Annotated in this window: 16 protein-coding genes; 9 read left to right on the top strand and 7 right to left on the bottom strand. The window is 30.6% G+C overall.

What is annotated here, in order from left to right; translation table 11 throughout:
* Positions 1 to 122 precede the first annotated feature (122 nt).
* Positions 123 to 1,418 carry a TlpA family protein disulfide reductase gene (locus tag KM029_RS13065; RefSeq protein WP_144073688.1) on the top strand — a complete coding sequence of 432 codons (1,296 nt, stop codon included), beginning with the start codon at positions 123 to 125 and terminating at the stop codon, positions 1,416 to 1,418.
* 35 nt (positions 1,419 to 1,453) lie between these two features.
* Here the strand turns inward: KM029_RS13065 and KM029_RS13060 are convergent, their stop codons facing one another.
* The 3 genes from KM029_RS13060 to KM029_RS13050 form a co-directional block, all read right to left on the bottom strand.
* Positions 1,454 to 2,692 carry a carboxypeptidase-like regulatory domain-containing protein gene (locus KM029_RS13060; RefSeq protein ID WP_158631050.1) on the bottom strand — a complete coding sequence of 413 codons (1,239 nt, stop codon included), beginning with the start codon at positions 2,690 to 2,692 and terminating at the stop codon, positions 1,454 to 1,456.
* Between the two features lie 171 nt (positions 2,693 to 2,863).
* A complete protein-coding gene (locus tag KM029_RS13055; protein ID WP_144073686.1) occupies positions 2,864 to 3,277 on the bottom strand; it encodes a DsrE family protein in 414 nt (137 codons plus the stop codon).
* A gap of 328 nt (positions 3,278 to 3,605) precedes the next feature.
* Complete coding sequence (locus KM029_RS13050) at positions 3,606 to 4,190, bottom strand: 30S ribosomal protein S16 (protein WP_144073685.1); 585 nt, start codon at positions 4,188 to 4,190, stop codon at positions 3,606 to 3,608.
* Positions 4,191 to 4,435: 245 nt separating this feature from the next.
* Between KM029_RS13050 and KM029_RS13045 the strand changes: the two genes are divergently transcribed.
* From KM029_RS13045 to gldD, 6 genes are all read left to right on the top strand, one after another.
* Entirely contained in the window at positions 4,436 to 5,059 is a 624-nt protein-coding gene (locus KM029_RS13045) for a rhomboid family intramembrane serine protease (protein ID WP_144073684.1), read from the top strand.
* Entirely contained in the window at positions 5,047 to 5,562 is a 516-nt protein-coding gene (locus KM029_RS13040) for a DUF2062 domain-containing protein (RefSeq protein WP_144073683.1), read from the top strand. The genes KM029_RS13045 and KM029_RS13040 overlap by 13 nt, the downstream gene beginning before the upstream one ends.
* Positions 5,563 to 5,564: 2 nt before the next feature.
* Entirely contained in the window at positions 5,565 to 6,617 is a 1,053-nt protein-coding gene (mutY, locus tag KM029_RS13035; protein ID WP_144073682.1) for an A/G-specific adenine glycosylase, read from the top strand.
* 91 nt (positions 6,618 to 6,708) lie between these two features.
* Entirely contained in the window at positions 6,709 to 7,188 is a 480-nt protein-coding gene (locus tag KM029_RS13030; protein ID WP_144073681.1) for a single-stranded DNA-binding protein, read from the top strand.
* Positions 7,189 to 7,214: 26 nt separating this feature from the next.
* On the top strand, positions 7,215 to 8,594 hold the full coding sequence (gene gldE, locus KM029_RS13025; RefSeq protein ID WP_144073680.1) for a gliding motility-associated protein GldE: 1,380 nt from the start codon (positions 7,215 to 7,217) through the stop codon (positions 8,592 to 8,594).
* Between the two features lie 16 nt (positions 8,595 to 8,610).
* Positions 8,611 to 9,222, top strand: coding sequence for a gliding motility lipoprotein GldD (gene gldD, locus KM029_RS13020; protein ID WP_144073679.1), 612 nt, complete (start codon positions 8,611 to 8,613; stop codon positions 9,220 to 9,222).
* Here gldD and KM029_RS13015 read toward each other — a convergent pair.
* Positions 9,219 to 9,614, bottom strand: coding sequence for a response regulator (locus KM029_RS13015; RefSeq protein WP_144073678.1), 396 nt, complete (start codon positions 9,612 to 9,614; stop codon positions 9,219 to 9,221). The genes gldD and KM029_RS13015 overlap by 4 nt on opposite strands.
* A 302-nt stretch (positions 9,615 to 9,916) precedes the next feature.
* Between KM029_RS13015 and KM029_RS13010 the strand changes: the two genes are divergently transcribed.
* Positions 9,917 to 10,582 carry a 2-C-methyl-D-erythritol 4-phosphate cytidylyltransferase gene (locus KM029_RS13010; RefSeq protein ID WP_144073677.1) on the top strand — a complete coding sequence of 222 codons (666 nt, stop codon included), beginning with the start codon at positions 9,917 to 9,919 and terminating at the stop codon, positions 10,580 to 10,582.
* A gap of 98 nt (positions 10,583 to 10,680) precedes the next feature.
* On the opposite strand, the gene KM029_RS13005 is transcribed toward KM029_RS13010, so the two are convergent.
* The 3 genes from KM029_RS13005 to KM029_RS12995 all read right to left on the bottom strand — a co-directional run bounded on the left by KM029_RS13005 (position 10,681) and on the right by KM029_RS12995 (position 14,913).
* Positions 10,681 to 10,902 (bottom strand): DUF2795 domain-containing protein, encoded by a 222-nt coding sequence (locus KM029_RS13005; protein ID WP_044211605.1) that lies wholly within the window; start codon positions 10,900 to 10,902, stop codon positions 10,681 to 10,683.
* A 227-nt stretch (positions 10,903 to 11,129) separates the two neighbouring features.
* Positions 11,130 to 11,783, bottom strand: coding sequence for a hypothetical protein (locus KM029_RS13000; RefSeq protein WP_144073676.1), 654 nt, complete (start codon positions 11,781 to 11,783; stop codon positions 11,130 to 11,132).
* 499 nt (positions 11,784 to 12,282) lie between these two features.
* On the bottom strand, positions 12,283 to 14,913 hold the full coding sequence (locus tag KM029_RS12995) for an OmpA family protein (RefSeq protein ID WP_144073675.1): 2,631 nt from the start codon (positions 14,911 to 14,913) through the stop codon (positions 12,283 to 12,285).
* A gap of 277 nt (positions 14,914 to 15,190) precedes the next feature.
* Between KM029_RS12995 and KM029_RS12990 the strand changes: the two genes are divergently transcribed.
* Positions 15,191 to 15,529, top strand: a complete 339-nt coding sequence (locus KM029_RS12990) for a hypothetical protein (protein ID WP_144073674.1) — start codon at positions 15,191 to 15,193, stop codon at positions 15,527 to 15,529.
* The last annotated feature ends 3 nt before the right edge of the window (positions 15,530 to 15,532 follow it).

Raw genomic sequence — 15,532 nt, 5'->3', positions numbered from 1 at the left:
AAAATAAAAACTCCCTTACAGTTACCGCTGTAAGGGAGTTTTTTACCTTACAACGGAATAATTAAAAAGCTTGTCTATAAAAAAGAATATTAGACTATAGACACTATTTAATCATTTTATTAATGAGGAAATCAATCACTATTTTTTTTACTTTCTTAAGTACATTATTGAGCTGTCAAACTCAACAGAAAACTACTATCAAAATCAAAACTAATGCTCAAAATGTAAATGTAAAATCTCTTAAGGAGAAAGTTATCAATTCGGATACTATATCTTCTCTTATTGATATCAAAGAGCCTCAATATATCACTATTGAAATTGATGATCAATTTCTCTCTGTTTACAGTTCTCCTTATTCACAAATTGAAATAGAGCATGATAATACAGGAATAAATTTTAAAGGTGATTACAAAAGATTTAATACAGCTCTTTATGAATTAAGACAGATCGATAAGAGTGACTACTATTTTGAAACAAATTTACCTATCAATCAATATTATCAGTATCGAGATAGTATCGATCAACTTATTAAAAATATTTCAGTACATGAACTCAATAATGATGAAAAAGAGCTATTTGACCTTGAAGTTAAAACCTATCAATTACTCTCTAAGTTCAATGCTATTTTAGTTCGAGATTATATCAACAAAGAAAATAACTTTACTAACCAAGAGGAAGAGACAGTATTAAAAGAAATCTTTAATCAAAATCAATACTTAGAAACAGGTAGTGGACCTTATCAATCATTATCAACTGGGTTAATGTATACATTTTTAGACTTTAGGGAAAGAGAATTAAAAACAAACCCTTTTGAAAATACCATTGATAATATAAATATACCTTCAAATATACTTGAAGTAATCCAAGCAATAGCCATCAAAGTTTTATTACAATCCACAAGTGATATTACTTTAATTGATCAAACTATTTTAAACTATCAGCAAAAATTCCCTATTTCCCCTTATATAGAAGAGTTCAAAAATGATTATCAAGATTATGTCAAGCTTAAAAAGGGTGGACAAGCAAAAGATATTATAGCCTTTAATTCCAAAGGTGATTCTGTTTCTTTATTTACTTATAAAGAGCAAATACTCATTTTAGACGTTTGGGCTACTTGGTGTCCTCCTTGCTTAAAAGCCTTTGAGGGTATCAATGAACTTGAGCAAAAATATTCAAATAAAAATATTTCCTTTCTTAAAGTTTCAATTGATAATGATTTTGAGAAATGGAAAAAATCAAAATATGTAGAAGAGGGTAACCATCATTACAATATCCCTAGATCGTCATTAAATTCTTTTTTTAATGACTATAGAATAAAAACGATTAGTAGGTATATTATTATTGATAAAAATAGACGATTTATTAATGCTCATGCAAAACTAAATGAACTAGATTCCATCATTCAAAATAACATTTAGTGAATTATTTACTCCTTCTTCAGGATAGTAAGTTTTTATAAGTTGTTTTTAATATAAGTTACCTCAGCTTGTATCATCCATTTAAACTTTTCACTATCTATCCATTCATTAAAAGAAGATTTACGGAATAAACCTTGTTTACCTGATATTCCTATTGAAGGTGTAAGTACATCATCTGTTGTCCATTGGAAAGAAATATAAAAAGGTTTATTAATCATAATATTATATTCATTCATATTTATCTTCAACCAACCTTTTTGAAGATTTGAACTTACTATTACCTGTTGTTTTAATAAAGATTTTCCTGGCAAGGCTGTTTCAGCTTTTTCTTCATAGATATTCACTAATAAAGTAAAATCATTTTGATAAATATTACTAATGTATACTCCTATACTATTAAGGTAAATTTTTTGTTTTTTTGTATCAAATCGTTTAGCTATTTCTATTCCTTCATTTTTAGTAGCTTGGATACCACCAAAAGTATGTGTTTTACCTTTATCTCCTATTATCTTTCTTTTTATATTTCCCAAATCATCCTTTACAATTACTTCCTCTAATAATTCTTCATTTGCCTGAAGTGTAATTTTTTTGAGGTGTATTAAATCAGAAAGTAAGATTTGCTGTTCTTTATATCCTAAATGACGAAATGTTACTAAAGTGTTTTCTTCTTTTAAGGTTGGTACTTTTAGTCTAAAGTTACCCTCTTGATCTGAAATTGTAGAATATTCTGTTCCAATTATTCCTATAGATACAAAAGGAATTGATTCGTTGTTACTATTTTTAATAATTGCTTTTATTAAGTTATCGTTGTTTTGTAAAAATGACTTAGGTTTTTCGTTTATATTATAACCTACATATCCAATACCTATTAAATTGAGAGGTAAACCTTTAAATGCATTCACAAATTGATCAACCCTTTTCTTTAGTTCTTCTTCTGTTTTATAATTTTTACCAGAGATATCTTTACATTCTGCAATGTATTTCCCCTCTAAATGATCTCTATCATTTTCATTATATAAGTATATACTATCTAATTGAAGAGCGTATTTTTTTTCAATATTATTCCCCAATATCCCTTTTGTTAAAAGAGTATCAATACAACTAAATTCAAACAACCAGTTTTCAACATCAATATTTTTAGATCCTGCAAATGAGTCCTGAATCAGGCTTTCTCTATTTTTGATATAATCAAATTTTTTCTTTTCCTGTGCAAAAGAAGAGAAGTTAAATATTAGAAAAGCAATTATGAGAAATTGACTTAGTTTTTTATTCATAGTTAGTTTTACTTTTAGCATTCAAGATATCAAATATACAAGCTTCAATTACTTATTAGCAATAAAAAATAAGCCAATTGCATTTTAAATACAATTGGCTTATTTGATCAAATATATTTTCATTTTCTAGATACATCTAGTAATTAAGTGTTATAACTTTCCAGTTATTTTTTATTGCATATCTATACCTTTATAACCAGATTCTTGTAACTCTAAAAACCTTACAAGGCCATTAGATATTATATTTACCTGTTGAGGAAACTCTTCTATATTAATATTATGCTTATCAATAGATGATTGACAAATTGATAATTGAATTCTATCTGGATCAATAGATGCAATCCTTTTCATTGTATCTACATCATCCATAATACTACTCAATGCATCTCCGCAGACAATAACTTCTGCTTTATGAAATTTTATTTTTTCATTTGTTTCTAGTGAATCTGTAGTCGACAAAACTTCTTCTAAATGTTCTTTGCTTTCTACGTGAAAAACAAAGCTATCTTCTCCATATTTTTCAAAAGCGAGAGTCATTGTGATAAAAATTGAAGCTAGTACGACACCTACTATATGCCTTTCCATATTTCTGATTGTCTAATGTTTGGTGTGTTATGAGAGTTATACGTGATAATGTTAATCAGTAGATAATAAATTATGATTCTTTAATATAAAGATACGTTTATCATCAAATATAAAACAATCATGTACTTTGTTATGACAATCACTAATTGTTAATGTTAATTAATATACACTATTTTCATTTGGAGGCAGCTTTATAAAAGTAGCCATAAAAAAAGTCCTACCCTTGGGAGGGGTAGGACTATATATTTTCGATTTGGGGCTTACAATAAACCTAGTTTACGGGGTAAATACAACGGTATTCACCTTCGACTTCAGATTTTTGCTGGAATTACTCAGCAGAATCTTCTTTTGCTTCTTCAGCAGGAGCTTCAGCTTCACCTTCTTCAGATGTTGCTTCTGCTTCAGCAGCCTCAGCTTCTTTTGCAGCTTGAGCAGCAGCGGCAGCAGCAAGTGCTTCAGCCTCAGCTTTTTTCTCAGCTTCAGCAGCTTCTTTACGAGCAGCGATACCAGCTTCTAATTCAGCTTTAACAGCAGCTTCAGCAGCAGCAGCTTTAGCGTCTAATTCAGCAGCGTATGCAGAAGATCTTTCTGACATCCAAGCATCAAATAATTTGTCTGCTTCTTCTTGAGTTTTAGCACCTTTACGAACACCTACTTGTAAGTGTTTCTTGTACATAGCACCAGCTTTAGAAAGAACCATACGAGCTGTATCAGTTGGTTGAGCACCATCTAATAACCACTTTGCAGCAGTTTCAGCATCGATGTCGATAGTTGCAGGGTGAGTGTTAGGGTTATAAGTACCTAATTTCTCAATGAAACGACCATCACGAGGTGATCTTGAATCTGCTACTACTACGTTGTAAATAGGTCTTCTCTTACGGCCACGACGTGCCAAACGGATTTTTACTGCCATTTTAAATGCAATTTGTGTGTTGGAAAGGAACGCATCCTTTATGACACAGTTAAACAATTGAGGAAACTCGTTCCCCTTAAGCGGCACAAAGATAATATAACTTATTGAATTCTACCACTTAAATTACACCTCAAAGGGTTATCAAATTTAAATAAGTGATAGATATTGCGAAATTTGTACTGTAAGAGCAGTTAGAATGCAGTATCTTGCAAAACATTTGTGTAGAAATTTATAAAAAACGACATATGAACCTCACAATCATACTAATAGCAATTAATGTAGGAATTAGCTACTACGCGTGGCAAAACCCTAATATTCTAGATAAATTGATGATGCAGCCTTATATGGTTCAGAAGAAAAATGAGTGGTATCGTTTTATTACTTCTGCTTTTGTACATGGTAGCTGGATGCATCTTTTATTTAATATGTTTACACTCTATTTCTTTGGTAGAAATATTGAAATGTGGTTTTTATACCTCTTAAAAGATCCAATTTTAGCTTCTGTTGCCTATTTTAGTTTATTTATTATAGGTGCAATTGTAGCTGATATTCCAACATATTTAAAGCAACGCAATAATATCAATTACCGTTCTTTAGGAGCATCAGGAGGTGTTTCTTCTATCATTTTTGCTAGTATTATATACTCTCCCGTTAACGATATTTGCTTGTATGGAATACTTTGTTTTCCTGGTTTTATTTGGGGAGCTATTTATCTAATATATACCCAATACCAAACAAAAAACTTAGATAGTAATATCAATCATTCTGCACATTTATACGGTGCTATTTTTGGTATTGTATATGCAATAGCCATTGAGCCAAGTGCTTTTTCAAACTTTGTAAATCAGGTCCTTTCATGGCGCTTTTAAATAAAATTAGACTTTCGGTAAAACATACATTTACTCACCGTGTTATTGTTCCTATTCGTAACCTTCTAAGAGAGGGGCTTACTCCAAATAAATTAGCTTGGAGTTTTGCTATAGGATTATTAATTGGTTCATCGCCTTTATTAGGCTTTTGCACATGGTTATGTATTCTTGCAGCATTTGTTTTTAAACTCAATCAATTAGCTATTCAGGTTGCCAATTATGTAGTTTATCCTTTACAAATTATAGTAATTGTTCCTTATATAAAATTAGGAGCATCGTGGTTTGGAAATAATGCAGAAGGCATTACTATGGATCAATTGCAAGCAAGTATAGATCAGGGGCTACTAAGTGGTTTAAAAGAAATTGGTATTTTAATGTTACAAGGTGGAGCCGCATGGTTATTGGTTTCAATACTTATTATTTTACCTCTTAAATATGTGCTCAAAATTGCATTTACTAAAATGTTACAAAAGATGAACCGTGAAAAACACGCAGTTAAGTAATTATGGAATTTGCAGAGCAACTTATACATTGGTATCATCAGAATAAGAGAGACCTACCTTGGAGGCATACAAAAGACCCCTATAAGATTTGGCTATCAGAAATTATTCTCCAACAAACTAGAGTACAACAAGGGCTTCCTTATTACGAGAAGTTTGTTGAAAACTTTCCTACAGTACAAGATTTTGCTACTGCTGATATTGATAAAATCTTACATTTATGGCAAGGCTTAGGATATTATTCAAGAGCTAGAAACATGCACATTGCTGCAAATGAAGTTTTAAATAATTGGGGTGGTAAATTTCCAGATAATTATACTAATTTACTTTCTCTAAAAGGAGTAGGTAAATATACAGCCGCAGCTATTGCTTCTTTTGCATTTGGTGAAAAAGTAGCTACTGTTGATGGTAATGTCTATCGAGTTTTATCTAGAATATTTGATATACATGATGATATAGCTTCAGGAAAAGGGCAAAAAGTATTTTCTGAGGTTGCAAATGATTTAATTTCAGAAAAAGAGCCCGATACCTTTAATCAGGCAATAATGGAATTTGGAGCAATTCAATGCTCTCCAAAGAAGCCAGATTGTGAAACTTGTCCCTTTGTACAGGAGTGTTTAGCAAGAAAAACAGATCAAATTGGTGTTTTACCTGTAAAGCTAAAAAAAGTAAAAGTTACCAACAGGTATTTTCATTATATTGTCATAGAAGTTGATAATCAGTTCATCTTAAAAAAACGTTCTAGTGGCGATATTTGGACTGGCTTAAATGACTTTCCATTAGTCGCTTCAAAAGAAGAACAAACTTTTTCTATTCAAAATATAGAACAAGAAACAGGACTTATTTTAGAGGAAGGTGCAATTTTTAAAAAGAGTGAAACCTTTAAGCATTTGTTATCACATCAACGGTTATATATTGACTTTTTTCACGTAAAATTGCGCTCCAAAATAGCATTACCTAAAAATCTATTTGATTATAAATGGTATACTATTGAAGAAATAAAATCGATTGGAAAGCCGATCATTGTCGAGAATTATTTGACAACATCTATTTATTAAGTATTTTGTAATCACAGAAGAAAATCTTCTATGATTATCATTGACTTAATGATTCACATTTTATTAATTAACAGAACATTAAAAATAAAAAATGGCTGGAGTAAATAAAGTCATCTTAGTAGGAAACTTAGGACAAGATCCTGAAGTTAGACACCTTGAAGGAGGTGCTAGTGTTGCAACATTTTCTATTGCAACTTCTGACTCTTACACTGATAGAGATGGAAATAGACAAACTCAAACAGAATGGCATAACATTGTTATGTGGAGAGGTCTAGCTACTATTGCTGAAAAATATTTAAGAAAAGGAAGTAAGGTGTATATAGAAGGTAAACTTCAGTATAGAACTTACGAAAAAGATGGTGTAACTCGTTACATTACAGATATTGTTGCTAGAGATATGCAAATGTTAGATTCTCGTCAAGATGGGCAATCTAACAACGGTGGTTACGTTCCTCCAACTGCTGCAAATGCTCCTGCTGCTCAACCTACTTCAACGCCAACTCCTGCTGCTACACCACAAGCAACACCGGATTTAAGTGCTGCAGAAGGTAAAGATGATCTACCGTTCTAACTTATTTTAGAATTTAAAAAGAACCCATGGAAGGTGATTTATCACACCCTATAGTACCACTATTAATGTTTGCACTTAGTGATATTCCTTTAGGAGCATCATTTATAGTGGTATTATTACTTATCGTATCAGGCCTTATTTCTGGCTCTGAAGTTGCTTTTTTCTCTTTAACTGCAGATCAAATTAAAGAATGTAGAGAAGGGGATGACCCTACAGGAAAAAAAGTATTTAAACTACTACAGACCCCTCAAATTTTACTCGCAACAATACTTATTTGCAATAACTTTGTAAATGTTGCTATAGTAATGATTTCTACATTTATTGCTTGGCAAATTGCGGATCAGCTAGGTTTAGCTCGAGATAGTTTCGAAATTTTTGTTACTCTAACTTTCGTTGTTACTGCCCTAGTTGTATTTATTGGAGAAATTGTACCTAAAATTTATGCTACAAAAAATAGTTTAGTTTTTGCAAAAAAAATGATCACTTTTTGGACTGTTAGCATAAAGATATTTAAGCCATTTGCCTTATTACTAACAAGTATGGGGAACACAATGGAGAAAGCACTTGCTAATAAAAACTACAACCTAGAAGTATCAGTTAACGAAATAGACCAGGCAGTATCTTTAGCTACAGACCAATCTGATGACAAAGCAAAAGAAATGCTTAAAGGTATTGTTCGTTTTGGTTCTAAAACTGTAAAACAAATTATGGTTTCTAGAACGGATATGAATGCCTTAGATAAAACTATTGACTTCCATGAACTCATGGATCATATTAATAAATCTACCTATTCTAGATTACCCGTTTATATAGATACTATCGACTCTTTAGTGGGACTTTTATACATTAAAGATCTGTTGCCATACCTTGATAAAAAGGAACATTTTGAATGGCAAAGAATTATTAGAAAAGATATCTACTACGTTCCAGAATCTAAAAAAATTGATGAACTCTTAAGAGATTTTCAAGAAAAAAGAGTTCATATGGCTATTATTGTTGATGAATATGGAGGTACTACAGGGTTAGTAACTTTAGAAGATATTATAGAAGAAATAGTTGGAGAAATTAATGACGAGTTTGATGGTGACTTAGTTCAAGATTATTGGAGTAAAGACGCTAGTTTTAACTTAGATGGAAAAACATCATTAATTGATTTTGAGCGAATTGGTTTACTTCCTGCTGATTATTTTGATAAAGTAAAAGGTGAAAGCGATTCTTTAGGAGGGTTAATTTTAGAGTTACTTCAAGAAATGCCATCTTCCGGAAAAGTTATTGATTATGAAGATATTCAGTTTACTATAAAAGCTGTTGATAAGAAAAGAATTAAAACTGTTCATGTAAAATTTAAAGACGAAGAGCATATCAAAAAGCTCAGAGAAGAATTTGAAAAGCAAGATCAGGATTAATTAAAAATAAATATTGATGAAAACACTTTTTTATCTTACAACACTAAGTTGTATTATTTTTTCATTTACTGGATGTGGTAATCAAGAAGAAGAAGCTTACCTACCTAAGCCTAGAGGTTTCCATAGAATAGAGTTCCCTCAGCACTTGTACGATACAGACCAATTTAAATCAAAAGAATTTGAGGATTACCCTTATATTTTTGGAGTTGCTCAGAATGCTGAAATTATCCCAGACAAATCATTTATGTCTGAACCGTATTGGATTGAAGTTCGTTATCCTGAATTTGATGCTATAGTAGACATCTCTTATAAAAACTTACCTAACTACGATTCTCTAGTAGGTTATATTAATACATCTAATACGCTCACATTTAAACATAATGTAAAAGCAACTGCAATAGATGAATATACAGCTAGAACTAAAAATGGGTATTCTGCAGTAATGTATGAGATTGAGGGAGATGTACCTAGTCAATTTCAATTTTTTGTAACAGATTCTACCAAACATTTTTTTAGAGCAGCTTTATATTTCCCTACATCATCTCAAAACGATTCTTTAGCTCCTGTTATAGAATTTGTAAAAGAAGACATGTTACACATGATGAACTCACTTGATTGGAGAGACTAATTGTATTCTTTTTCAATTAAAAAGCAGGCAACTTGAAGTGTCTTTTGTAGGTACTTTAAACAAGCATCACTTTTAACTATATAATTAAAAATACCTATATCCTGTAAATCAGCAATCATTTGTACATCTTCTTGTGCCGACATTACAATTATTTTAGCCTGATCATTCTGTTCTTTTAAAATTTTTATTATTTCCTTACCATGGATATCAGGTAAGATTAAATCTGTTACTACAATATCTGAAGGATCTTCTTTAAACTGTTGTATTAAAGACTCTCCATCTTTAAAAAACTTAGCTTCAACATTTTGCACTTGTTGTAAAGCTAACTTCATTAACATCATTTCTGTAGGATTATCTTCTACAAAATATACTTTAAATGTTCTTGGGTTCATACGTTAGATAATAGAGGTCATAGCCTAGGTTAAAAATATTCTTTACTACTAGATAAAAGTAAAGAATAAAGTATATTTAAATACTTGATCTATTTTAAAGAACAGTATTTTTAAATCAATTTTATATAAATAGTTTTACTTAAAACTTTCTTGAATTGAGATCAATTATCTCTATTAATATACAAAAATTGGTAGATAGAATAATTATAACACATCGTTAAGGTTATGTATTCTTTATTGATTTCTTTTTATTCAAAAGGAAATACAACTTTTTTTGTACTATCAATCAAAGAAAAAAGAAAATGAAAAAATATAGTATTATCGTAGCAGGTGGCAAAGGAACCAGAATGCAGAGTTCTACACCTAAACAATTTTTGATAGTTAACGGTCTTCCTATCTTAATGCATACGATTAATAAATTCTTTAATGCTGAAAGTGATAATCATATCATTTTAGCCTTACCAAAAGATCAAATAGGAACTTGGAAAGCATTGATTAAAGAATATAATTTTTCAACACCACATCAGGTAATTACAGGAGGAGATACTCGTTTCCAATCTGTTGATAATGCAATTCAATACATTCCAAACCAAGAATGCCTTATAGCTATACATGATGGTGTACGTCCATTAGTTGCTACAAGTGTTATTCAACGTAGTTTTAAAGAAGCATTAGAGCATGGTTCAGCTATTCCTACAGTTGCTGTTAAAGAATCCATCAGAGAAGTTACTCCAATGGGAAATAAAGCAATGAATAGAGATGAATTTGTATTAGTACAAACTCCTCAAACTTTTAGGTCTGATGTACTTTTCCCTGCCTTTGAAAATGCGTATAATTCTTCTTTTACAGATGATGCTAGTGTTGCAGAATTTGCTGGTTTTAAAATGCATTTATTTGAAGGAAACAATGAAAACATTAAAATCACAACTCCTGAAGATTTAAAAATAGGTGCAACTTTATTGGCTTAACTATTCAGTTATTACATTAATTTATATTTCTACATATAATAAAAAAGTGCATTATTCAGTTCAGAATAATGCACTTTTTTATTTGGCTACTTTTAGAATTAATATTCGTCTTCGTTAAAGAAGAAATCATCCTTTGTAGGATAATCAGGCCATATCTCTTCGATACTTTCGTAAGGTTCACCATCATCTTCTAATTCTTGAAGATTTTCGATTACTTCTACAGGAGCTCCTGTACGATCTGAGTAATCAATTAGTTCATCTTTTGTTGCAGGCCAAGGTGCATCTTCTAAATAAGATGCTAGTTCTAATGTCCAGTACATATTTATATTTTTTTATTTATCTATATTTTATAAAAATCACACTCTAATCGTTGCAGCTATTCTGGATTATTGAATAGTTTATTTTTTAGAGACTATTTGATTTCTCGCGAAAATACATGAATTTTTGAATATGTCAATAGTAATAACCAAAGATTCTATTCTTCTAGGAAAATAAATCTTTAATTAAATACTCAAAAACCGTATAAATAGTTTCAAACTAGGTTAGTTTAATTTGCAAATACGATTCTAGATTTATAAATCCCATTTAAATCACACCCTTTAATTTCTAAAGGCACAAAACCTGAACCTACTTTTCTAAAGTGTTTTTTACGCCAAGATCCATCTGATTTTTGTAAATACATCGTTACCTCAACCTTTTCTCCTTTAGGCGTAAAAACTTCTGCTTGTTTAAAGTAAGTTCCTGTAACATCTCCTTCACACTCTTTAAATGGGAATTTTTCTGTAACTCTAAATTTTGGATTTTTCCCCAAGCTATCGTGCTTCTCTTGAACTTGAACTATACTTGGCATTTTCTTTCCATTATTGTAAGAATAATCTGCCATTGCATAATAGTTTCCGGTAAAATTACATGACGAGACATCTAATTTTACAACTCCTCCTCCTTTTCTCTTAAACATTTGTTTAGACCAGGTACCATCATAATTCTGCAGATAGATATAAATATCTACATATTCACTTGAATTGGCAGATCTTACAATACCTTCTATTAAGTGTAAACCACCTAAAGGACATGCTTTGGGTACTCCTTGCTTTATAATTGTAAATGTTGGTCTATCATCTTCATCTACCAACACATTGGTATCGAAAATATTTAGTGAAAATAGAATGAATAATGAAAGAGAATATATAATAGTCTGCATGGTTAAAATTCAATGTTTTGAGCTAACTAATACTCAAGTTACTCTAATTAGTAGTATAGTAATATAGTTTTGAAACTCTATACTAATATATAACTAAATGCTTCCACTTCAAAAATTATACTTACTTCACTTAAATCAATAAATTAATGAAGAAATAGATCAAATTTTATGAAGTAGCATTTCTAACAATTAAAAAATTAAACAAATAACTTACTGATAAACAACACTTTGATATTTAAATGTAAATAAATGTTATTAAAAATTAAGTTTTTATTTGCTTTTTTTAACTAAATAAGTTTAAATTTACAGTGTTATCAACATAAACAAAAGAAATTTTTATTACTACTTATTTACTTTATATACTGTCGTAAGTATTTAATTAATAAATACTTACATGTTGTTTGTTCAACCTATTTACGCTATTTACTCATAGCTACTTTTTACTATGAAATTTGCTACTATTTACACCTATTAAGAAGACACCTTGAGTGTCTTTTTTTTATTTTAAAATAGTAAATACAACTCTTCTATTCTCCTGGCGGCCATGATGTGTTTTATTTGAATCTAAAGGTCTCTCTTCACCAAATCCATAGGCGTCCAACCTCGTTTGATCTACACCCTTAGAAATCAAATAATTTTTTACTGCAGCTGCTCTATCTTTTGATAATTGAATATTGTACTCTTTTGTATCAATATTATCAGTATGCCCTTCAATAATAAGAATCCATAAATCGTTTCTTAAAAGTGCAGCGGCTAATCTATTTAAATCAAATTCCGATTCTTTTCTAATTTCAGATGAACTAGAATCAAAATTTAAACTTGTCATTATAAAACTAGCATCCTCAGCATCGTCTGTTAAGCTAACCGTTTCCATTGGCATTAACTGAATATTATGATCTGGGTCTGACTCATCATCAATTTTTATACTACTACCAATAAAATCTTCATCGTCTACATAAACAATGTAATCTTCGTCAGGGGGTAAGGCAACTTGGAAGTCTCCTGTTTCTGATGTAGTCTTAGTTTCAATATCTTTTCCGTCAACAGTTTTAATTCTAATTCTCACTTTTGATAAACCTTCACCACTTGGGTCTATTACTTTACCATGTGCAAAAGTTAGCGGAAGAGGTCTATATTTACTTGGAATATCAATTTCATAAATATCATCACGTCCATAATTTTTATTACCTTCAGAAGATACTACGAGTGCTTTCTTACCCATTGATGTTAAATAAAAAGCATCGTCTTCAACACCATTTATAGATACTCCCAAATTTACAGGCTCACTCCATTCGGTCCATGAATCTGGATTAAGCCTCTTTGACATAAAAATATCGTAGCCTCCAAAGCCTGCATGTCCATCTGAACAAAAGTATAATGTTTCTTTATCTGGATGTAAGTATGGATTTTTTTCTGCAAAAGGTGTATTAATAACATCGCCTAAATTGATAGGTTCCTTCCAAGTTCCATTTTCATTTTTCTCACAAACATATAAATCTGTATTAAACTCACCTGATCCGTGAAAGTATAAACCATCTTCTGGGTAATTTGGATTATACTCACCTACAGCTCCAGGTCTATCGGAAGTGAAAAACGCTACATCTCCATCTAGACTCATACTTAAACCTGCTTCATAATAAGGAGTATTAATGGGATAAGTAAAAACATTTACAGCCGACCAATTACCATCCTTCATTTTTTTTGCATAGTAAAAATCTCCTTTACCTAATCTTGTTTCTGTTGCTCGAACATAAGAGAATCGTCTTATCTTGCTATAATTCCCATATAAGAACAACGTCTGCCCATCGCCACTAATACCTACAGGTACTTCATGAGATTCCGTATTTACTTCTACAACCTCTTCTGCTTGCCCCCATTCTCCATAAGGGTTCTTTTTAGAGAGATATACATCTTCTCCAGATTTAGCTGTTTTCCTTGCAAAATAAAGGTATTGTTCATCTAATGATATAACAGGCTGATAATCTCTGGTAATAGAGTTTATACTAGGTCCAATATTAACTAATGATCTAGCAGCTTCTGCTTCTGCTAATGCATCTAAAATGTGATTAAAACTTTTTTCTTTATCTGGAAATAATGGAGCATATGATTTATAGATTCTTGTTACCTCATCTAAATCAAAATCTAGAAAAGCACGATTGGTTACCTTTTGTACAGCAATAAAAGCAATATCCATTGGTGCCATACTTTTAATAAATCTATCATAATAGGCTACATCAGCATCACCGCAACCTCTATCATGTATATTTAATTGACATAACGCTTCGATAATACTCAAATTTTCAGTTTCAGAAAACTTCTTTAAACGTTTATAACCTTCAGATTTGTGCATATTATGACCAGTAAAGCCATATTCTTTTCCATAAAATAAAGGAACAATATTTTTCAGTTCTTCAGATGAATAGAGGTCAATAATTTCTTTACAGAACCTTTCATACATATGGCCTGATCTATTTCCGTACTGTCTTAATGTAGTATTATTTAGATATTCTTTTAAAACACCTTTCCTGATTTCGTTTACTTTTGTATTGTAAGGTGATTTTGGATAATCAATTAAATACTCCCCACATTGTTTAATAAAGATTTCACGCAGAGCCATTAATGTATCTCCTTCCATTATTCTATTATAAACTTCTGTACGATATAACTGATTTGTAGGTCTTCTGTAAGGAGCTTGGTTTAAATATGTAAAGGCTTGCTGCTGTATTCTTGCACTTAAAAAACCTGTTACTTCATCACTTGCAACAGACAAGGATTGACGGATTACTTTCTTTTCATCCTCCGACAGTTTCTCATAACTTTTAGAGGCTAAAAGCGACCATTTATATGCTTCGCGTAAATCTTCAAAGTAGGGCTCCATATTCTTAAATCGAATTATAACCATTTCACTTTTACGTTGTTGGTCTACTTTTTCAAATAATTGATGAGCTAAAGCAAATTGAGATAAAGCTGAATTAGGGTTCTCTTCTAATGACGCTCTAAAAGTTTCAATAGAACCTTTAACATCTCCATCAAAGATTTGTTTAATACCTTTTTGTTCCTGTTTTGATTGGGCAAGAGTAATGTATGGAACACAAAAAGTTAGTAATATATACAATAGTTTTCTTAGCATATTTAACTTGAATATATCGAGTATTATTTAAACATTAACGTTACAATTACACTTAAATTGAATTTATCTAAGATGTTAAATTCAAATATTGTACTATTCTTATTTTTTTAATAAAAATTTAAACAATTAATTAGTTTTTTGATTAAATTAAGAAATAAATACTACAATCTAGATTTAATAAATTTTTTATCGGGTTATTCAACTACTTTTAATTATCGTCTACAATTTTTAGAACAACCCGCATTTTTACTATCAGCTTAATAAAAAGAATAGAGTTATGAGAACACTAACATTAATTGCAGTAGTAGGAATATTAATTCCTTCTCTACTTTCGTTATTCCAACACAGTTCAAAACTTCCACTTTTGGAAAGAATAATTAATTCATTGGCTAAAATGGTTAAATTATCTCTTGTCTTAGGTTTTGCTTTTGGTGCTGTTGGTTTTGGAGCCGCATTTATTTATTACGTATCTCCGTATATTGGCTTAACTGTCGATACTGAGACTATTGAAATTTCGAGTATGGCACTAAGATATTATGCCTTAATTGGTGTAGTTCTTCCTATAACAGGAATTTTAATAGGTACCACTTTAGCAAGACAGCAAGAAATCTCTTAAAAG

The organism is Flammeovirga kamogawensis (genome assembly GCF_018736065.1).
Classification (GTDB): Bacteria; Bacteroidota; Bacteroidia; order Cytophagales; family Flammeovirgaceae; genus Flammeovirga; species Flammeovirga kamogawensis.
This window is presented reverse-complemented; position numbering and strand designations above follow the sequence as displayed.